Consider the following 18,806-nt stretch of genomic DNA (forward strand, 5'->3'; position numbering starts at 1 on the left):
CATATGAACGCGAGCGGTAAATCCTTAACAATTGTGAACGGCGTCAGCGCTGGCGCTTTCCACGCCCGGTCGGCCCTCGTCGCGGCCGCCGTGCTGGCCGTGGTCGCCGCCAGTGTGCTGGCCTCCCTGTGGGCCGCGTCATTTTTCCTCTACGCCAGCCTGCGGATGAATCCCCTGCATGCGGGCCTCTGGGGCTGGCCGGATGCGTTACTCGCGTGGCTGCACGGTCAGATGCCGAACGCCGGACGGCGTATGGCCGGTGCAGCGCTGCTGGGCGTGCTCACCGCGGTGGGTGGTCCGGCGATCGGGTTGTACACCTTGTGGGAAAGTAGCGGACGGCGGGGTCTATATGGTAGTGCCCGGTTCGCCAGCGAAGCTGAAATTCGTGCGGCGGGGTTGCTATGACGCCAGCTAACACCAACGCCCCAGCCTTGGTCGTCGGCATCTGGCGCGGGCGCTACCTGCGCTTTCGCGGTCAGCAGTTCGTGCTGCTGGCCGCCCCCGCACGCTCGGGCAAGGGCGTCGGTATCGTGATCCCGAATTTGCTGAGCTATCCCGATTCCGTCGTTGTGCTCGACATCAAGCGCGAAAACTATGCGCTCACGGCAGGGTTCCGCCGCGCGCACGGGCAAGACGTGTATCTGTTCGACCCGTTCGCGGAGGATGCCCGCACACACCGGTACAACCCGCTGTCGGCGATTTCGGACGGCCTTTTCCGCGTGGGTGACATCCTCGCCATCGGTTACGCGCTCTATCCGGCTGGCGGCCATGATGATTTCTGGAAGGATCAGGCGCGCAATCTGTTCCTCGGCATCGTGCTGTTGCTTTGCGAGTGGCGTGATGCGCGAAGGGTAGGCAAGGGGCCCTCAATCCCCGACTATCCCGTCACGATGGGCGAGGTGCTGCGGCAGTCCTCGGGCCATGGCATGCCAGTCAAATCGTATTTGCAGCGAGCGCTGGTTCAGCATCGTGGGCTGCTGAGCGGCCCCTGCGTCGATGCACTCAACCGCTTCCTGTCGAACGATGACAAGGTGCTGGCGAGCATCCTCGCGACCTTTCATGCCCCGCTCACGATCTGGGCGAATCCGATTGTCGATGCGGCGACCAGTAGCAACGATTTTGATCTACGCGATGTACGCCGGCGCCGGATGTCCATCTACATCGGCATTACACCGGACCACCTGTCCGAAGCCGCACTGGTCGTCAACCTGCTCTTCTCGCAGCTCGTCAATCTGAACACGAAGCAGTTGCCGGAAGCCGATCCGGCATTGCGTTTTCAGTGCCTGCTGCTGCTCGATGAAATGACGGCCATCGGCAAAATCCAGATCATCGCGCGGGCAGTCGCCTATATGGCCGGTTACAACCTGCGGCTGCTTTCCATTGTTCAGTCGATCGCACAGCTGGAATCGGTCTACGGCCGGGCCGATTCGCGCACGTTCATTACGAACCACGCGATGCAGATCCTCTACGCGCCTCGCGAGCAGAAGGACGCGAACGACTACTCCGAGATGCTCGGGACTTTCACCGAGCAGTCCAGAAGCGTCAGCCGCCCAAGTTCAATGTTTGGGGGCCGCGGTGGGGCGAGCGAGAGCCTGTCCGAGCAGCGGCGCCCCTTGCTGCTGCCGCAGGAGTTGAAAGAACTCGGGCGCGAGAAGGAGATCATCGTTCTCGAGAATACCAAGCCGATCCTGGCCGACAAAATCTGCTACTGGCGCGATCCGGAGTTTGCCTCGCGCATCGTCTTCGCGCCAACGGTGCCAGCCCTGAATCTCGCGCGCTTTACGGCTCAGGTGGAGCGGCGTCTGCGTGAGGTACAGCCTGAGGACGTCGACTTCGAGGGCGCAGGCGATATCCATCTGCCTGCCGAATATCTGGAAGTTCTGCAGGCGTGGGATCCACGTGATTTGCCGCCGAGCCTGTCTGACATGAACGAGGATGAAGTCACCGCCTACGTCGAGCGACATTTCATGCTGCTCGGCGTGCCGGCAGAACGCGTCAAGCGAGCGACGCGGCAGTTATCGGTTGCGGACCTGGATGTTGCTGAGTTGCGGCCTGTCGGATCGACGCGGGCGAAAGGCGGATCGACATCGCGCGGCGCATCGAACGTTGTGCCGATCGAGGGAGCACGGCAATGAGCCAGCCCTACGTGGACGAGACGGTGCGCGTGCGCGCTGCGCTGGCGGTGATTCCCGCGGACGACTATGGCACGTGGGTCGACATGGCCTTTGCGCTCAAGAACGGCCTCGGAGACGCCGGTTTCGAGATCTGGGACGAGTGGAGTCGGACAGCGGCCAACTACAACGAGCGCGCGGCGCGCACCACATGGCGATCCGCGAAGGAAACGGGCGGCAAGACGCTGGCGTCCCTTTTCTGGCTCGCCCGGCAGCACGGCTTTGATCTGAAGCGCTCGCAGTATCCCGACCAAATGGCGACCGCACTTGCGCCGCGCGCCGATGTGCTGGAGCAGCGTGCGCGTGAAGAAGCACGCCAACGAGTCCGGCAGGCCGCAGTGGCTCGCGAGGCGCAGGCGATCTGGGAGTGGGCTCGGCCGGTCGGTCCCGAGCATCCGTATCTCGCGCGCAAGCAGCTCGATCCAGTGCCGACACTGCGCGAGCTTGAGGCCCCCGAATTGCATGCACTACTGGGCTATGCCCCAGCGAGCGAGGGTGTGCCGCTAACAGGACGCGTGCTCGTCGTGCCGTTCTGGATCGGCGAGGCGATTTCGACGCTTGAGCTTATCGACGAAAACGGTCGCAAGTCATCGCTGGCCGGAGGGCTCAAGCGAGGCGGCTACTGGATTGCTGGGCAGGCACCGAACGACGCTGATCCGGTCGCTCCAATTGTGATCGGCGAAGGGATGGCGACGGTGTTGTCTGCGCACCGCGCGACCGGCTGGGCGGCGCTAGCGAGTCTGTCGAGCGGAACGCTGCCTCAGGTGGCCGGCATTGTGCGAGCGAGATTCCCCGACACCGAGCTCGTGGTACTGGCTGACATTGGGCCCGGCGAAGCCAAGGCGCGGGAGGCTGCACAAGCCGCGCGTGCCCATCTCGCCCTGCCGGTATTTGCGCAGGAGGTGCGGATCGATGACCAGGTGCCGACTGACTTCAACGATATGGCCGTGCTGTCGGGTTTCGAGACCGTGGGCGATCGCCTCCGAGAAATTGTGTATGGGCACAAAGAGCCGTTGCCGCCAACCCGCGCGCCAGCGGCGGATGTGGAAGCGGGAACCGTGCCGGGCGAACCGAAGGAGGAAGTGATGGGTAACGTGAAGGAAAAGCTCGTGAATGAAGCGCAGGAGCCGTCGCGGCGTCGCGGATCGAGGCGCAGTGAGCCGAAGCCGGTAACCCCGCCCGAAGCATCCGCACCCGCAGCATCGTCGGTCATGCCCGAGCTCGCCACCACAACGCCAGCCGATGACTCGTCTGCGGTCACCTCACGACAGTTCGCGCCGACCCGCCCTCCGGTGGGGGAGCCGCTCTTTGCCGTCGCGGATGTGCCCCACGAGGTGAGGGCGCTGGCCGAGCATCGCTTCGGCTCACCACTGCGGATGGGTACTCCTCGCGAGAACGGCGGGCCGTACCGCGGGGAGGTCTTCAACACAGAACACTACCTGATCCAGGAGGTCGCGACACGCAGCGTGGTCTTCCATCCCAAGGTTCAGATGGAGTTTGTGTCTGAGCGACTGCGATGGATGGACGAGAACGCGCGGCTGAACGGTACTGAGTTGCAGGTCGGATACCAGGGCGCCCGACCGAAAGTCTATCCGTGGGACCGCGCGCGCGAACTACTCGAGCGTACGGTGGGGTCTCTCAAGAAGTCGGCGCGCGAACTGAATTTCAGCCCGAACCTCGAGGTGATGCTCGATCAGCTGCAGACGCGATCGTGGGCTCGCGTGCGCGAGGCCCGCGCGGCGGCGCTGGAGCAGTCGAAGGAGCGTGGGCCTGATCGCTAGCAGCCATTGAGTCACCCATCTCGGCAAATCACTGACGGAGTTGCACAATGACCGAAATTTCTTCCTTCGCCGATCCGGTCATCAACGTGATCGAGCAAGATATCTTCGGGCGCCCGAGTGCTGAAGCGCAGTCGAGTGCCGATGGACGTAACCAACGGCTCGACGAAGCTGCGATGGGCGCCGTGGCGGCTCGACGCCGTCGCGAGTTTGATGCGGCGCTCGCACGTCTGCGTGACCAGGCGACACGAGACGAAGGGCTAAGGCTGGACCCTGACTCACGCGCGGTCGTGAGCGAGCCAGCGGAATTCAGCGGGAAAGCACGGGTACCGCTGGAGCAAGCGCCGGAGCGCGTGCGCAAGCGCTACTTGCGCGCGGGCAACCAGTATTTCTTGAAGGATGCGCCGTATCAGCTGGCATTTGAGGATCTCGGGCCCTACCTCGCTACCGAGCACAATCGGCCGGACGTGGTGGAGTCAATGGTCGACATGGCGGCGGCCAAGTCGTGGCGGCGCATTCGCGTCTCGGGCCACGAAGCGTTCCGCAGTGAAGTGTGGCTGCAGGCGACGGTGCTAGGGATTGAGGTGAGCGGCTATGAACCGAAGCCAGCGGATCTTGCTCGTCTGGCCGACGCCCGGCAGACGTGGCTGAACAATCGGATTGAGGCGGATGCTTCGGTGGGGACGACCGGGGCGCCTCCTAAATCGAATGAAAGCATCCCGCCAGCGTCAGTTTCGACATCGCGCGATGGGGCGCAGTCTATGACCGTTGGCGCTTCCAGCGCGTTGCGCTCCGCTGCTCCATCCCAGTACCCGGTCCCGGAGCACTTGGAATCACGGTTGCCAGCTACGAGTGATGAGCCCGAAGCTCCTCGCCGGTACGCAGGAGAGCTGCGAGAGCACGGCCACGCGCCGTATCAAAACAATCCAGCTCGAAGCGACTCGTATTACGTGGTGTTTCGCGATGCCGCGGGCGTCGATCAGGTGGTGTGGGGCGTGGACCTCGAGCGCGCAGTTCAAGAGTCGCGTGCCGCGCCCGGAGACCGTGTTGTCCTGGAAAATCAGGGCCGTCGGCTGGTGACCGTCAAAGCACCGATCTTCGACAGTCAGGGCGTGATGGTTGGCGAGGACGAGAAGGACGTACACCGGAACACCTGGCAAGTCGAAGTCGTTGATCGGCATCAGTCTGTATCCGAATCTCGCTTCGAACGGGCACCGGATGGGACGATGGTGCCTACGGAGGGCGCGCGCAAGGATAGCCGAGAACGGCCGCGCTCGACGGTGTCGGACGAAGACAAGGTATTGCATCTGGCCGTGTTGACCGGTGCGATGCGTGAGCAGGGATTCAGCGCGCGCTCGATTTCTCGGGTCCGACAGCGCGCCGAAGCCATGCTCGATGCGTTTGCCAGGGATGGGACCTCGGTGCCACGGCCGCGCGTCTTCGACCTGCAGGCGCCATCCGAGCGGGAGCGCCGCGCGCGTGCAGCGCCGGAGCGCGCGCGGACTCGCGAGCTTGAGCTAACGCCTGCCGAACAGTCGTTACCAGCACGATAAATGGGCATCTGCGAATGCGTGTACGTGAGCGGTTGTGTGTGGAGCTGGCGGGATTGCGTCCGGACTGGGAAGCCTGGTGCGCAAGGCGCGGAGTGACAACTGCGGAGGGCGTGAGGCAGTTGATCACGACCGCGCTTGACGCAGAAGAAGCCGACAGCAACGCGCCTGTCGAATCAGTGCTGCGAATGACTGCAGTCGATGAGCCGCGCACGCGTATCGAGATCAGGCTGACCTACTCGGAACAAGCGGCGATCAACGAGCGGGCCGCTGCGTCCGGTTTGACGAGTAACCGCTGGATCGTAGCCCTCATTCGCGCACAGTTGACCCGCGAGCCGCAGCTTGGGCAAACCGAGATGAGGTTGCTGTCCGACTCGAATCAGCAGCTCGCTACAGTGAGCCGCCGGCTCGCGCAGCTTGCGCGTGACGCAACGGTCGGACGCTTGACGCCCGATAGCGAGCCAAATATCAAGGCAATTCGACAACGGCTCGACGCGCACTTGCGCGCCGTCGCAGCTGTAATTCGTGCGAATCTTGATCGATGGAGCCGGTGAGATGACTTATCCGAAGATTTACATCGACGCAATGCTTGTGAACTGGGGCGATCGGCTGTTTCAGGAGCCGTTTCGACACGCACGCGCGCCTCGGTTATCTCGCGCGGGATTGCGCAGCGAAGCCGCGCGCATGCGCGAACAGCTAGCACGAACCCTACGGCGCACCCCCGAAGTTATGGTGAAGATCACCAATAATGCGTCGAGCGCGCAGGGCATTGGCGCAGTGCGACGACATTTGCGTTATATCTCTCGCAATGGGAGCGTCGAGCTCGAAGACCAGAATGGAGACAGAATCGCAGGCGCCGAAGCCGTGCGCGATCTCACGCGGACATGGCAGTTGGGTGGATGGGGAATTCCCGAGACGAGTCACCGTCGTGAGGTTTTCAATATCCTGCTGTCGATGCCGCCGGGAACGAACCGGCAGGCCGTGCGCGACGCTGCCCGGGATTTTGCGGCGCTCGAATTTGGCGATGGGCGTGCGTATGTCTTCGCCGCGCACGATGACGAGGCCCATCCGCACGTGCATCTGAGCGTGCAGGTGCGGGGACCCGATGGGCGCCGGCTCAATCCGCGCAAACCCGATCTGTGGCGCTGGCGCGAGCGATTTGCGGAACAGCTTCGCGAGCATGGCGTTGATGCAAACGCGACGCTCCGGCGCACACGTGGCGTGACAAAAAGATATCCCGGTCAGGGCGTTACGCACATGCTCGCGCGCGGCGACACACCGATGTATTGGCGCGCCGTGGGGAATGACGAGCAGCGAGAGGCGGAATCGAAGGCACACGATGGCGTATTTGCGGCATGGCGTGAGTTGGCGCGGTCAATGGCGGCATCCTCCGTCAAGACAGATCGTTTAATGGCGGTCAGCATCGTCGACTTCGTGCGCGCGATGCCAGTGCAGCAACATGCTCCCGTTGCTGAATTCCGGCCAGATACGACGCCGACGCGCGGAGACCGGTCAGTACCTGAGTACGACAATCAACCTCGTGACCAGGACCACGAGATCAAGCGTTGAAAGGGCCTGCGGCGAGGCCGCCTCTCCTGGTCCATTGCCGCGAGATCGTTCACACTGGCTTGCGATTAGTTCACGGATCGACCAGCCACGCGGGTGTACCTCTGTAAGTCGCAAAGAGTAGGAAAAGCAAGGCGATAGCGAGGAGCGGTAGACCATAGAGCGCGACTGGAAAAAACAGTAAGAGCTGAAGCAACGAGCCGCCGATGCCGAACATGACGTTCGTTTCGCGCACGTTTTGGTGTATCAGCTTCACGAACCCAGCGATGCCCAGCGCCACCAGAGCAATTCCTCCGTACGCCGGCGAATGACGTAGCGTGGCAGTCGCCCAAGCGTAATATCCCCACCAACGAGATTGATCGTGATGGCCGCGAGCCAGAAGCCGCGCATGCTGAAGATGCTGTGACCGAATGTGCGTCGGCAGTGGCGACCAAGCTGCTGGGCTCCTTTTACGACCGCAAGGGTTCCAGCTGCGACGATGACCAGCTTGAGCAAATTCATATAAGTCTCCAGAGACATCGCAGTGCGGCGTAGCCTATCGGAACGACAGTATGTCTCTTGTGGCCTACTGCGAAGTTACTTGAGGGGCAGACATGAGCCTCTGCTGCCGGTGGGTTGGCATTCGCCCGCTCAGTCGAACGTCAGTTCCTTCGTTTCCCTCGTTCACATAAGACCGGTTACCACGAGCGGAGTTGCTGTTGGATAAGCGCGATATCTACACATAACGCCCCGATGCTTAGCAGTTTCGTGGCATCCCTTTGCAAGGCACGCTCGTACAGGTCGAGAAATAGCGGGCTCCATGCTTCGGGGTCGTTCTCAGAGTGCTCCGTCGGTCGCGTATTGGAGTCAGCCGATTCTCCGGCGACGCGAGGAAAAAGAGGGATATCAATCCTACTCACTATGTGATCGCGGGAAACGGCGGTGCCGTTGGCTCGTAAAAACAGTATGGTAGCGATCAACTCGACGTCCTCATCCAGCTTTTCCAGGTGCCGCGCCTGTGCTGCGGCGAGACAATAAGCCGTCGCCATTTCGTGGCCACGACGACTGATCCAAAGTTCCGCTCGACCGAGTTGCTCGTTGAGTGTGCGCAGTCTGCGGTATTCCTGTTCGTTCAGGCTTGTGAAAAGCCCGCGCGGCGATGGTTCGTCGAACACTCGCCACCTCACGCAACGCCAGGCTGGCCGAGCCAAGAGCTAGCGGAGTTCATAACGATTTTGTCACTCATAGTGCGTGTAATCATAGAGCGTGGTCTTATACAGGTCAAATCCATACGCTTGGGCATCTGATTACTAGAGATGCCGATGCAGTACGACCCGCTAGCCCTATTTGGACGACGGTTGATGGAACTTCGCAAAGCCAAGGGCTGGTCGCAAGAGCGACTTGCCCTCGAGAGCGGTCTGGCTCGTTCGTACTTGGGGGGCATTGAGAGGGGGCAGCGGAACGTCGCGCTCTACAATATTTGCGTGCTAGCTGAGACCTTGGGTGTTCCTCCGTCTTCTCTGCTGTCCTTCGATGGGGCTTCCCGGACGGAACGGAAACTTGGGAAAAGCTGAATGCGCGCGCCAAAGCTACCGTTGGCGGGGAGCAACCGCGCGTGGGCTGATTCTTCCCGCACGTCGCGTCCATACCACCGACCCAATTTTCAACTGTGGAAAATGCGAATGGCCGGTATTCTGACTGGCATGGCGCAGGGCGGATGTCAAGGGGTCAAAGAGGAACGGTGCGGTGCCGCAGTATGTGAGGATTGGCAATCTGGTTTCGCTGTAATCGCACTCTCCGCGGCCGAGTTCGACCCAGCCTGTGTGAAAACGCATTGATCGCCTAAACTGAATCAACGCATTGAGCCCGGGTGACTCGTGAAGCGATTTGAAGGCAATGACCGCAAGTAGGCCGCACTACGTCCGCGATGCGTCGATAGGTACGTCGGACAGGACGACCCGGTTTGCGTCATAGACGCGTTCGTCGGCGAACTGGGTCTTGCGGAACTCGGTGTCGACGGCACCACGCCTGCGATGACGGGCCTGCCGCTCTCCCATCCCGGTGTGATACAGAAGATCTATATCTACGGCTCCCTGAGCCGACTTTCCTCTCCTTCGCTGCCAGTTTGCCAATCACACTATTCCCTGACGCAGCCACCTGCTCAATTGGCCTCACTCGTGTCCTACGTTGGTGCCCGGAAGCCTGACGATCGGGTAATGCGTCGAGTTGCTCTTATGGAATCGCATCTGAACAGGCGATTCGCGAAAACGACAGTCGATTAACCGTGCTGACCACCGCCGAGGGCGTTGGTGCTGCTACGGTGCAAACGCTGTCCTCCCTCGACTGCGGCGCGCGCACTCGCGCATTCCTCACGGGATACCCAGGGCAATCGCCCGGTTGACAGTCCAATTTTTGCCCTCGTACTATGCATACAGTGCTGCACACACGAAAACACGCAGGTGTGTGTGGTGTGGGCGTCTGCTATCTGCGGGATTACCCTTATTGGAGAGGTCACAATGGTTCGGCTGTCTCGTTTTACCCGTCAAGCTCTTGTCTGCCTTTTTGCTAGTGCCTTTGTCGTCGCGAGCGTGCCATCCCGCGCTGACGACGCCGGCGCGTGGCAAAGCGTGAAGAAAGCCGGAGTGCTCCGCTGCGGCGCCGCCGTCGCGCCGCCGTACGTGATGCGCGACCCGAAAACGGGCGAATACAGCGGCTTCTTCTCGGAGTTGTGCCGCAACTTTGGCCAGAACGTGCTGAAGGTGAAGGTCGAATTCGTCGATACGACATGGGACAACATCGTCGCGGGCCTGCAGTCTGACAAATGGGATCTGTCGCTCGCGCTCAACGACACGCCGGAACGCGAAAAAGCCATTTCGTTTTCCGCACCCGCCACGGATTACAACGTCTCGTTTGTCTACAACAAGAACAACCCCAAAGTTCCGAAGGGCGCCCATTCCGTCGCTGAGATCGACAAGCCGGGCGTGACGATCGCGGTCATGTCCGGAACCGCGCAGGACAAGGCCATTTCGGCTGTCGTCAAACAGGCCCAGATCATGCGGTTGCCGGGCAACGACGAGACGCGTCTCGCGCTGATGTCCAGGCGCGCGGATCTCCTCGCGGACGCGAACATCACCAACTTGCTGCTGACCGAAGCACATCCCGATTGGGCTGCCACCATCCAGCCTCAACCGCCGCTCGCGCAGCAGGAAGTGGCATTCGGCATCAGAAAGGAGACGCCTGCGGCCGATATTGCGGCGCTCAACAAGTATGTCAATGAGCAGCTCAAGTCGGGTGCGGTGAACCGCCTCATCAAGACGTCCGTGCAGGCCATGCTGATCCCGAACAAGTAGCAGGGCAGCCCGAGCCCGTAAGACAGAAAAATACAAAGTTCCCAACACTCCGTAGGTTTGGATAACTAAATGAAAAAAACCCTCGCGATGGCAGCGTTGACTGCTTTCAGTCTGCCGGTATTAGCGCAGAACTCCGTGACCCTCTACGGCCTCATCGACGAAGGTCTCGACTATACGAACAACACGGCGGCCGGCAAGGCCTACGAGCTTCAGAGCGGCTACGCCCAAGGCAGCCGGTGGGGCCTGAAAGGCTCGGAGGAGCTGGGCAGAGGTCTGAAGGCGCTGTTCCAGATCGAGAGCGGCTTCAATGTGAACAACGGCAAGCTCGGGCAAGGCGGCCTCGGCTTCGGGCGCCAGGCGTATGTCGGCCTCGCGAGCGAGCGCTTCGGCACCGTGACATTGGGGCGCCAATACGACTCGCTCGTGGACTACCTTGCGCAGACCACGGCGAATGGCAACTGGGGCGGTTACCTTTTCTCGCATCCGTACGATAACGACAACACCGATAACACGTTCCGCGTCAACAATACCGTCAAATACACGAGCCCTGGCTTTGCCGGACTGCAATTCGGCGGCACTTACAGCTTCAGCAACGACACCAACTTCGCCAACAACCGGCAATACAGCCTCGGTGCGCAATACACGAACGGTGGCCTGCTGGTTGCCGCAGCCTACCTGCAGGCGAACAACCCGTCAGCGAGCGCCGGTGGTGCAATCAACAACGGTGGGGACGAGAACTTCGTGGCGAAACGCCTGCGAGTATTCGGCGCGGGCATCAACTACACGTTTGGCGCGACGACGCTCGGCTTCGCCTACACGAACACCGGTGTCGATCAGCCGCTCAGTTCGGGATATGTCGGCGCGATTACGCCGGTTGCCGGCGCCACACTGTCGTCGCTGCGCTTCAACAACTTTGAAGTGAACGCCAAATACCAGTTCACCCCGGCGTTTTACGTGGGGGTCGCCTACACCTACACGCGCGCCAGCTTCAACGCCACGAGCGGTCAGCTTCATCCCGTGTACCACTCGGCGGGGCTGATGGCGGACTACAACCTGTCAAAACGCACCGACGTCTATCTGCAAGGCGCCTATCAGCACGCGGGCGGCGACAGAACCGGCACGGTACTCGACGTCGCTTATGTGCCCGGCGCGTCCGCTGTGTCGTCGACATCCAATCAGTTCGTGCTGCGTGCAGCGATTCGGCACAAGTTCTGATAGGCGCCTGAGTCATCTGGGGAGGTCGCGCGGCCGGCGTTCTGCCGTACGCGTTTGGCAAGTCGCTAGTGATTTCCCTGGAGACGGTGAATCCGACGTTGACAGACCGGTTTTTCGTCTCCTACCATGAATACAACGATGTATACAATCAGATGCACAAACCTGCCTGGCCTCGAATCACCCACCACGCGTCTCGCGGCGCGACCCCGGAGAGATTTCATGTTGTCACCGCAAGCCATGACCGTCCGATCCCCCGTTCCTGAGACTGTGCAGGCGTTCCCGTCCCAGGTCGGCGGCGACTTCGTGCAGTTTCAGGACGTCTACAAGTCCTACGGCGAAAACCTGGTCGTGATCGACCACATGAGTCTCGACATGCGCGCCGACGACCGCCTTGTGATCATCGGTCCGAGCGGAAGCGGCAAGAGCTCGCTGCTGCGCGTGATGATGGGTCTTGAGGGCATCCAGGGCGGGCGGATCGGATTTCAGGGCAAGCCGTATATCTACGGCGCCGATTCCGGGAGAGCAAAGCGCATTGACGTGAAGCTGCAAAAGCAGATCGGCATGGTGTTTCAGCACTACACGCTGTTTCCGCATCTGTCTGTGCTCGGCAACCTGATCCTTGCCCCGGTGAAGGTGGGCGGCTTGTCGAAAGGCGAGGCCACGGATCGGGCTCGCAAATACCTTGCGCGCCTAGGCCTCGAAAGCAAACTTCACGCATATCCGAGTCAGCTTTCCGGCGGCCAGAAGCAGCGCGTCGCGATTGCGCGTGCGCTGATGCTGGAGCCGAAGCTGATGTTGTTCGACGAGGTGACCTCTGCGCTCGACCCCGAAATGGTCGTCGAAGTACAGAACGTGATGCTCAAACTCGCCGAACAGAAAATGGCGATGATCATCGTCACGCACGACATGCATTTCGCGCGCGACATCGCAACGCGAGTGGTTTTTTGCGCGAGCGGAAAAATCGTCGAGCAGGGCGCGCCCGCCGAGATCTTCAAGTGTCCGAAGGAAGCCCGCACGCGTGAGTTTCTGGAGAAAGTGCTGCATCTCGACTGAGGACGCCATGAACTATCACTTCGATTTCAACTTCCTCGAAGGAAGCTTCAGCGCATTGGTTTCGGGCCTGAAGGTCACGCTGGAGCTGGCGGTGGCTTCCAACCTCATGGGGCTCGTGCTGGGTTTTCTGTTGTGCCTGCTCGCCATGAGCCGCTGGGTCGTGATTCGCTGGCCTGCGCAGCTCTTCATTGAATTCTTTCGCTGCACGCCGGCTCTGCTGCAAATCGTCTGGTTCTTCTACTGCATTCCGATGATGGTCGATGTCTTTATCGACCCCATCGTGATGGGCGTGCTGGCACTCGGTCTGAACCTCACGGCATTCAACGCCGAAGCGTATCGCGCGGGAGTGCAGGCTGTCCCTAAGGAACATCTCGATGCATGCGTGGCGCTGGGTCTGAAGCCATGGCAACGCACGCTTTATGTAGTGCTTCCACAAGCGCTTCGGAGTGCGATGCCGGTTCTGATGACCAATGGCATCGGCAGCCTGCAACAGAGCGCACTGGTGGCAATCGTCGCGGTGGCGGACCTGATGTACGTCGGCAAGAGCCTCGCAACTGAAGCCTACCGTCCGCTTGAGACCTACACGGTGGTCGCGCTGATCTACTTCGCGCTTTCGCTGCCGATTGCGAAGCTGGTTCATGTAATCGAGCGTCGTCAGGACCTCGCGGTCCAACGTTGAGGAGAGCCCCATGCAACTCGATTTCTCGACTGTTTTGCCTTACTGGCTGGTGCTGCTCAAAGGCTTGGGGCTCACGCTCGCTTTCACGAGCAGTTGCGCGGCGATCGGAAGTCTCGCCGGATTCGTTCTGAGCCTGCTGCGCATGTCGCCGGCCCGCTGGATGAAGGCCGCAACCGCGCTTTATGTCGAGTTCTTTCGCGGCACGCCGCTGCTGATCCAGCTTTTTTGGGTGTACTTCTGCTTTCCGGTGGTGTTCCGTATTCCGATTCCGCCGTACCTGTCAATGGTCATTTCGCTGACGTTGTACATGGCCGCCATTACGAGCGAAACGTTTCGCGGCGCGTTGAAGTCCATTTCGGCGGAGCAGCATGATGCGTGCACTGCATTGAGTCTCTCGCCGCAGGCAAAGATTGTGTATGTGATCTTTCCGCAAGCGTTGCTGCGTGCAATTCCGCCGTTGCTCTCGAACATCGTCAGCCTGTTCAAGGAGAGCGCACTTATTTCTTCCGTGGGCGTCGCGGATCTGATGTTCGTCGGCCAGAACATTTCGAACAGTACGGCGCGGCCGGTCGAGTTTTTGACGACCGTCGCGATCATCTATTTCCTCGTCGCTTTCCCGCTGACGCGTCTCGTCGGCGTGGTTGAGACCCGATTGCTCAGGCGCTTTGCCTACTAAACCCAACCCTTACTTCGTTCAGCGGAGATTCAAATGCAGATGAAAGGTATCCTGCCGGCGCTTGTTACGCCGTTCAATGCGTCGGGCGCAGTCGACCATGACACGCTCTCGTCGATCCTCGAGTTCCAGTTGAAGGCCGGCGTGAGCGGCTTCGTGCCGCTCGGCTCTACAGGCGAATACTACGCGCTGACCCACGACGAGCGCCGCGCCATTCTGAAGACGGTGCGCGAAGTGGTGGGCGAGCGCGGCACGCTGATCGGCGGCGCAAACGGCTCCTGCACGCGTGAAGTGATCGAACAGACGCGGCTCGTGCGCGACGCCGGCTACACAAACGTGCTGATCGCTCCGCCGTATTACGCGCTGCCTTCGCAGGGAGAGCTGATCGGCCATTACGAAGCCATTCTGGAAGCTGTGCCGGACGTCAACGTGATTCTGTATAACTATCCGGTTCGAACCAATGTCGAGGTCGGTTTTAGCGTGCTCGACGCATTCAAGGACAATCCGCGCGTTGTCGGCATCAAGGAAAGCAGCGGCAATCTGCTGCGCGCGATTGAAATCGGCGAGAAGTACAAAGACCACTTTCAGTTGTCGTGCGGTTCGGACGATCAGGCGCTCGACTTCTTCCTGTGGGGCGCATCGAGCTGGATCTGTGGGCCTGCTAACTGTTTTGTGAAACCGGTCGTGGACTTCTACAACCGATTCAGCGCGGGCGATATTCGTGGCGCGCAGGAAGTGATGCGCTCGCTGTTCCCCGTCATGGCGACCATGGAAGCCGGCAAGTTCGTGCAGAAGGTGAAGTACGGCTGCGAGTTGGCGGGCTTCAAGGTCGGCGCGGCGCGCATGCCGCTCAAGCCGCTGACCGACGAGGAGAAGGCGGATTTCCGCGCAGTGTTCGAAGCGGCGCAGCGATAACGAATACGGTGACAGGCACGCGCGCCGGTAGGAACGTCACCTGCGCGCCTCACCAGGATATCGACAATGACGAGACATAGCTTTAGCTGCATCGAGGGCCATACCGAAGGCATGCCGGTGCGCATGGTGATCGACGGTGCGCCGCCGCTTGCCGGCAAGTCGATGAGCGAGCGCCGCGACGACTTCATTGCAAACCACGACTGGATTCGCCGTTCGCTGACGCTCGAGCCGCGCGGCCACGCGCATATGTCGGGGACCATTCTGTATCCGCCGCTGTCCGCGAACGCCGACATGAGTCTGATTTTCATCGAGACTTCAGGGTGCCTGCCGATGTGCGGCCACGCGTCCATCGGGTCCGTTTCGTTTGCAATTGAAGCAGGACTCGTTCGTCCGAAGACGCCGGGCACAGTCATTGTCGATGTCCCGGCCGGTCAACTCACGGCGAAATATGAAATGGACGGCAATCTCGTCAGGGCTGTCCGTTTCACCAACGTGCCGAGCTTTCTGCTGTATCGCGATGCCGAGGTCGTGCATCCAACCCTCGGCAAGCTCACCGTGGACATTGCATATGGCGGCAATTTCTATCCGATCGTTGAAGCGCAGTCCAACTTTCCCGGCTGCGAGCATTTCACGCCGCAGCAACTCCTCGAGTGGGGACGCGAGATACAGGCAGCGGTGAACCAGACATTCGACGTCGTCCACCCCGACCATCCGGGCATTCGCGGCGTCAGGCACTGCATGTGGACGGGCGCCGCTTTGTCGAGCCAAGCCGACGCGCGCGCAGTGGTGATTGCAGGCGCAAACCTGATCGACCGTTCGCCTTGCGGGACGGGCACGTCGGCGCGCGTGGCGCAGCGTCATGCACGGGGCCTTTTGCACGAAGGCGATACCTTTACTCATCAGAGCCTGATCGGCAGCAGTTTTGTCGGCCGGGTCGAATCGACAACGCAGTTGAAAAGCGGGCTGGACGCCGTGCTGCCGAGCATAGAAGGGCGCGCATGGATTACCGGGCGCGCGGAGCACTACGTCGATGATTCGCAGCCCTATGCGCATGGCTTCACTATCGAGGAGTATCCCGCGTGAACGCAGCACCGAATGAGTTTTTACTGGCAAATCGCCGGGCGCTGCACGAAACCGCGGTCGTGATCGGCGGCGGTATTGTCGGCGTGTGCTGCGCGCTCTATCTGCAGCGCGAAGGCTATGCGGTCACGCTGGTCGATCCGGAAGCGCCTGGCAACAGCACGGCAAAATGGAGTTGTGGGCAGATCGCGGTGAGCGAGATCATCCCGCTGTCGAAGCCCGGCATCCTGATGAAAGTGCCGGGCTGGCTGATGGATCAGAAAGGGCCGCTCGCTCTGCGGCCGAGCGCGCTGCCAGGCATTTTGCCGTGGTTTTTCCGCTTTCTCATGTGCGCGCGTCATTCAAAGATCGTTGACATCGCGCAGGCCATGGCGACCCTGACACATGACGTCTACGGCGACTACGCGCCCCTGCTCGACGCATGTGAGGACAAGACCTTGATGGGTGAGCGGCCGATTATCGAGGTATTCGACAATCCCGTCGGCATTGCGCACGAGCAACCGCATCTGGATCTGCGTGCGTCGCTGGGTTTCACATCGCAGCGCCTGAACGCGAAGGAAATCGGCGATCTGGAGCCCGCCCTTGGGGGGCGATTCGCGCACGGCCTGTTGTTTCCCGACTGGCGAGCAGTAAGCGACACAGAGGGATTCATTGCGGCCCTGACGCAAAGTTTCATGGCGCGCGGCGGCCGCCGCGTTCGCAGCGAGGTTGCGCGGATCGACGAAGAGAATGGACGCGCGACGGGTGTCGCGTTGGCAAACGGCGAGCGCGCGGCGGCGGCGTGTGTGGTGGTGGCGGCCGGCACGGGTTCGCGGCGCTTCTTCCCGGCGCTGGGCGTGAGCGTTCCGCTGGCGGGCATTGCGGGATACCAGGCTGTGCTTCGCCATCCCGGCGTGGAGATGCGGCACTCCACGATTTACGCCGATGGCGGTTTCTGCTTCAGCCCGATGACGCGCGGCCTGCAGATCGGCGGCACGATCGAATTCGCAGCGCCTAATGCCAGGCCGAATTTCGGCCGTGCGGACATCATCCTGGAAAAAGCAAGGCGGGTGCTCCCGCAATTGCAGACGGCCGATGTCGAGTACGGTGTCGGCTATCGTCCGTTTCTTCCTGATACGAAGCCGATCATCGACCGTTCGCGCCGCTTGCCGAACGTATTCATGGCGTTCGGTCACGGGCAGTTGGGTCTGACACTCGGCGCCACGACCGGGCGCCTGATTGCCGATCTGGCCGCCGGGCGGACGACGAAGCAGGACCTCGCACCATTCAGCGCCTATCGCTTCTCCTGAGAGACATTCGATGAAATCATACGAGCACCTGTTTATCGATGGCCAATGGGCGGCCCCAGTCAAGCGCGGCACTTTCGAAACCGTCGACCCGAGCAACGAGACGGTGATCGCGCGAGTGGCCGCTGCAACGTCCGAAGACATCGACCGAGCGGTCAAAGCCGCGCGCAAGGCATTCGACGAAGGACCATGGCCGCGCATGAGCGGCGCAGAGCGCGCCGCGATTTTACGCAGAATCGGCAAAGGCATTCGCGACCGCTTGCAGGAACTCGCGGAAATCGAAGTGCGCGACAACGGCAAGCCGCTTCCCGAAGCGCTCTGGGATCTGGGCGATGCAGCCGGTTGCTTCGAGTTCTACGCGGGTCTTGCAGAACGATTGGACAGGGACGCTGAAAAGCCCGTCGCGCTTTCCGACGATCGCTTCAGTTCGGTGGCGCGCAAGGAGCCCGTCGGTGTGGCCGGTGCGATCATTCCCTGGAACTTCCCGCTGCTCATGGCCGCGTGGAAGGTTGCGCCTGCGCTCGCGGCCGGCTGCACGATGGTGCTCAAACCGTCGGAGCTTACTCCGCTGACGGCGCTCGAACTCGCTCATATCGCGGCTGCCGCCGACCTGCCGCCGGGCGTGCTGAACATCGTCACGGGGCTCGGCCACGAGGCAGGCGCGCCGTTGAGCGAGCATCCCGCCATCGATAAACTCGCTTTCACCGGCAGCGTGCCGACCGGCAGCCGCATCATGCAGGCCGCCGCGCGCGACATCAAGAATGTGAGCCTCGAACTGGGCGGCAAGTCGCCGTTCATTGTGTTCGCGGATAGCGACATCGACGCGGCTGTCGAATGGATCATGTTCGGCATCTTCTGGAACCAGGGGGAGGTCTGCTCGGCCACGTCGCGCGTGCTGGTGCAGCGGGAAATCTACGCGCGGCTGGTCGAGCGGCTTGCGGAGCAAACGCGCAAAATCAAGATTGGCAACGGCCTTGAGGACGGTGTGCTGCTCGGGCCGCTCGTCAGCAAGGGGCAGTACGAGAAAGTGCTGGCGGCCGTCGAGCGGGGCAAGCAGGAAGGCGCGCGGCTCGTGACCGGCGGCAGTCGTCCGGCTCATCTGGACACCGGTTATTTCATGGAGCCCGTCGTTTTCGCGGATGTGCCGGAACTCAGCTCGATCTGGCAGGAAGAAATCTTCGGACCTGTGGTGTGCATTCGAGCGTTCGCGGACGAAGCAGAAGCGGTGCGGTCCGCGAACGACTCGCGCTTCGGCCTGGCAGCAGCGGTCATGTCGCGGGACGACGAGCGCTGCGAGCGCGTAGCCCGCGCGTTGCGTGCAGGTATTGTGTGGGTCAACTGTTCGCAGCCCACCTTCACCGAAGCGCCGTGGGGCGGCTATAAGCAAAGCGGCATAGGGCGCGAGCTCGGGGAGTGGGGCCTCAATAACTATCTGGAAACGAAGCAGATCACGCGCTACAGCAGCGACAAGCCGTGGGGCTGGTACATCCGGTAATCAGGTAAGGCGGTCA

18 protein-coding genes and 1 pseudogene are annotated in these 18,806 nt (G+C 61.3%); 17 read left to right on the plus strand and 2 right to left on the minus strand.

Annotated features, from left to right (window positions below):
• The first annotated feature begins 3 nt into the window (after positions 1 to 3).
• From JNB89_RS15285 to JNB89_RS15310, 6 genes are all read left to right on the plus strand, one after another.
• A complete protein-coding gene (locus JNB89_RS15285) occupies positions 4 to 405 on the plus strand; it encodes a hypothetical protein (RefSeq protein ID WP_220362765.1) in 402 nt (133 codons plus the stop codon).
• Positions 402 to 2,135 carry a type IV secretory system conjugative DNA transfer family protein gene (locus JNB89_RS15290; protein ID WP_220362766.1) on the plus strand — a complete coding sequence of 578 codons (1,734 nt, stop codon included), beginning with the start codon at positions 402 to 404 and terminating at the stop codon, positions 2,133 to 2,135. Before JNB89_RS15285 ends, JNB89_RS15290 begins: the two co-directional genes overlap by 4 nt.
• Positions 2,132 to 3,952, plus strand: a complete 1,821-nt coding sequence (locus tag JNB89_RS15295; RefSeq protein WP_220362767.1) for a PriCT-2 domain-containing protein — start codon at positions 2,132 to 2,134, stop codon at positions 3,950 to 3,952. Before JNB89_RS15290 ends, JNB89_RS15295 begins: the two co-directional genes overlap by 4 nt.
• A gap of 47 nt (positions 3,953 to 3,999) precedes the next feature.
• On the plus strand, positions 4,000 to 5,502 hold the full coding sequence (locus JNB89_RS15300) for an LPD7 domain-containing protein (protein ID WP_220362768.1): 1,503 nt from the start codon (positions 4,000 to 4,002) through the stop codon (positions 5,500 to 5,502).
• Between the two features lie 185 nt (positions 5,503 to 5,687).
• Entirely contained in the window at positions 5,688 to 6,053 is a 366-nt protein-coding gene (locus JNB89_RS15305; RefSeq protein WP_346656208.1) for a plasmid stabilization protein, read from the plus strand.
• A gap of 1 nt (position 6,054) precedes the next feature.
• Positions 6,055 to 7,068, plus strand: a complete 1,014-nt coding sequence (locus JNB89_RS15310) for a relaxase/mobilization nuclease domain-containing protein (RefSeq protein ID WP_220362770.1) — start codon at positions 6,055 to 6,057, stop codon at positions 7,066 to 7,068.
• 249 nt (positions 7,069 to 7,317) lie between these two features.
• Here the strand turns inward: JNB89_RS15310 and JNB89_RS31370 are convergent, their stop codons facing one another.
• Positions 7,318 to 7,566, minus strand: a complete 249-nt coding sequence (locus JNB89_RS31370; RefSeq protein WP_346656209.1) for a hypothetical protein — start codon at positions 7,564 to 7,566, stop codon at positions 7,318 to 7,320.
• Between the two features lie 176 nt (positions 7,567 to 7,742).
• On the minus strand, positions 7,743 to 8,219 hold the full coding sequence (locus JNB89_RS15320) for a hypothetical protein (protein ID WP_220362771.1): 477 nt from the start codon (positions 8,217 to 8,219) through the stop codon (positions 7,743 to 7,745).
• Between the two features lie 147 nt (positions 8,220 to 8,366).
• On the opposite strand from JNB89_RS15320, the gene JNB89_RS15325 reads away from it, so the two are divergent.
• The 11 genes and pseudogenes from JNB89_RS15325 (at position 8,367) to JNB89_RS15370 (ending at position 18,790) form a co-directional block, all read left to right on the plus strand.
• A complete protein-coding gene (locus tag JNB89_RS15325; protein WP_220362772.1) occupies positions 8,367 to 8,618 on the plus strand; it encodes a helix-turn-helix domain-containing protein in 252 nt (83 codons plus the stop codon).
• A 303-nt stretch (positions 8,619 to 8,921) separates the two neighbouring features.
• Positions 8,922 to 9,155 (plus strand): annotated as a pseudogene (locus tag JNB89_RS31055) (IS5/IS1182 family transposase); the annotation flags it as partial.
• 354 nt (positions 9,156 to 9,509) lie between these two features.
• Positions 9,510 to 10,394, plus strand: a complete 885-nt coding sequence (locus JNB89_RS15330) for a transporter substrate-binding domain-containing protein (RefSeq protein WP_346656210.1) — start codon at positions 9,510 to 9,512, stop codon at positions 10,392 to 10,394.
• A gap of 69 nt (positions 10,395 to 10,463) precedes the next feature.
• On the plus strand, positions 10,464 to 11,609 hold the full coding sequence (locus JNB89_RS15335) for a porin (protein WP_220362773.1): 1,146 nt from the start codon (positions 10,464 to 10,466) through the stop codon (positions 11,607 to 11,609).
• A 219-nt stretch (positions 11,610 to 11,828) separates the two neighbouring features.
• A complete protein-coding gene (locus JNB89_RS15340; RefSeq protein ID WP_220362774.1) occupies positions 11,829 to 12,662 on the plus strand; it encodes an amino acid ABC transporter ATP-binding protein in 834 nt (277 codons plus the stop codon).
• Positions 12,663 to 12,669: 7 nt separating this feature from the next.
• On the plus strand, positions 12,670 to 13,341 hold the full coding sequence (locus tag JNB89_RS15345; protein WP_028362957.1) for an amino acid ABC transporter permease: 672 nt from the start codon (positions 12,670 to 12,672) through the stop codon (positions 13,339 to 13,341).
• A gap of 10 nt (positions 13,342 to 13,351) precedes the next feature.
• Positions 13,352 to 14,017 (plus strand): amino acid ABC transporter permease, encoded by a 666-nt coding sequence (locus JNB89_RS15350; RefSeq protein WP_220362775.1) that lies wholly within the window; start codon positions 13,352 to 13,354, stop codon positions 14,015 to 14,017.
• A gap of 33 nt (positions 14,018 to 14,050) precedes the next feature.
• Positions 14,051 to 14,929 carry a 4-hydroxy-tetrahydrodipicolinate synthase gene (dapA, locus tag JNB89_RS15355; protein ID WP_220362776.1) on the plus strand — a complete coding sequence of 293 codons (879 nt, stop codon included), beginning with the start codon at positions 14,051 to 14,053 and terminating at the stop codon, positions 14,927 to 14,929.
• Positions 14,930 to 14,995: 66 nt separating this feature from the next.
• Entirely contained in the window at positions 14,996 to 16,012 is a 1,017-nt protein-coding gene (locus JNB89_RS15360) for a 4-hydroxyproline epimerase (RefSeq protein ID WP_220362777.1), read from the plus strand.
• Entirely contained in the window at positions 16,009 to 17,298 is a 1,290-nt protein-coding gene (locus tag JNB89_RS15365) for an NAD(P)/FAD-dependent oxidoreductase (protein ID WP_220362778.1), read from the plus strand. Before JNB89_RS15360 ends, JNB89_RS15365 begins: the two co-directional genes overlap by 4 nt.
• A gap of 10 nt (positions 17,299 to 17,308) precedes the next feature.
• A complete protein-coding gene (locus JNB89_RS15370; protein WP_220362779.1) occupies positions 17,309 to 18,790 on the plus strand; it encodes an aldehyde dehydrogenase family protein in 1,482 nt (493 codons plus the stop codon).
• The last annotated feature ends 16 nt before the right edge of the window (positions 18,791 to 18,806 follow it).

It is taken from the genome of Paraburkholderia phenoliruptrix (genome assembly GCF_019511605.1).
In the GTDB taxonomy this organism is placed as follows: Bacteria; Pseudomonadota; Gammaproteobacteria; order Burkholderiales; family Burkholderiaceae; genus Paraburkholderia; species Paraburkholderia phenoliruptrix_A.

What these genes read in the sequence shown, in the direction of transcription:
- JNB89_RS15285 (WP_220362765.1), top strand. Translation starts at nt 4, where the DNA reads ATGAACGCGAGCGGTAAATCCTTAACAATTGTGAACGGCGTCAGCGCT.
- JNB89_RS15290 (WP_220362766.1), top strand. Translation starts at nt 402, where the DNA reads ATGACGCCAGCTAACACCAACGCCCCAGCCTTGGTCGTCGGCATCTGG.
- JNB89_RS15295 (WP_220362767.1), top strand. Translation starts at nt 2,132, where the DNA reads ATGAGCCAGCCCTACGTGGACGAGACGGTGCGCGTGCGCGCTGCGCTG.
- JNB89_RS15300 (WP_220362768.1), top strand. Translation starts at nt 4,000, where the DNA reads ATGACCGAAATTTCTTCCTTCGCCGATCCGGTCATCAACGTGATCGAG.
- JNB89_RS15305 (WP_346656208.1), top strand. Translation starts at nt 5,688, where the DNA reads ATGACTGCAGTCGATGAGCCGCGCACGCGTATCGAGATCAGGCTGACC.
- JNB89_RS15310 (WP_220362770.1), top strand. Translation starts at nt 6,055, where the DNA reads ATGACTTATCCGAAGATTTACATCGACGCAATGCTTGTGAACTGGGGC.
- JNB89_RS31370 (WP_346656209.1), bottom strand. Translation starts at nt 7,566, where the DNA reads ATGAATTTGCTCAAGCTGGTCATCGTCGCAGCTGGAACCCTTGCGGTC.
- JNB89_RS15325 (WP_220362772.1), top strand. Translation starts at nt 8,367, where the DNA reads ATGCAGTACGACCCGCTAGCCCTATTTGGACGACGGTTGATGGAACTT.
- JNB89_RS15335 (WP_220362773.1), top strand. Translation starts at nt 10,464, where the DNA reads ATGAAAAAAACCCTCGCGATGGCAGCGTTGACTGCTTTCAGTCTGCCG.
- JNB89_RS15340 (WP_220362774.1), top strand. Translation starts at nt 11,829, where the DNA reads ATGTTGTCACCGCAAGCCATGACCGTCCGATCCCCCGTTCCTGAGACT.
- JNB89_RS15345 (WP_028362957.1), top strand. Translation starts at nt 12,670, where the DNA reads ATGAACTATCACTTCGATTTCAACTTCCTCGAAGGAAGCTTCAGCGCA.
- JNB89_RS15350 (WP_220362775.1), top strand. Translation starts at nt 13,352, where the DNA reads ATGCAACTCGATTTCTCGACTGTTTTGCCTTACTGGCTGGTGCTGCTC.
- dapA (WP_220362776.1), top strand. Translation starts at nt 14,051, where the DNA reads ATGCAGATGAAAGGTATCCTGCCGGCGCTTGTTACGCCGTTCAATGCG.
- JNB89_RS15360 (WP_220362777.1), top strand. Translation starts at nt 14,996, where the DNA reads ATGACGAGACATAGCTTTAGCTGCATCGAGGGCCATACCGAAGGCATG.
- JNB89_RS15370 (WP_220362779.1), top strand. Translation starts at nt 17,309, where the DNA reads ATGAAATCATACGAGCACCTGTTTATCGATGGCCAATGGGCGGCCCCA.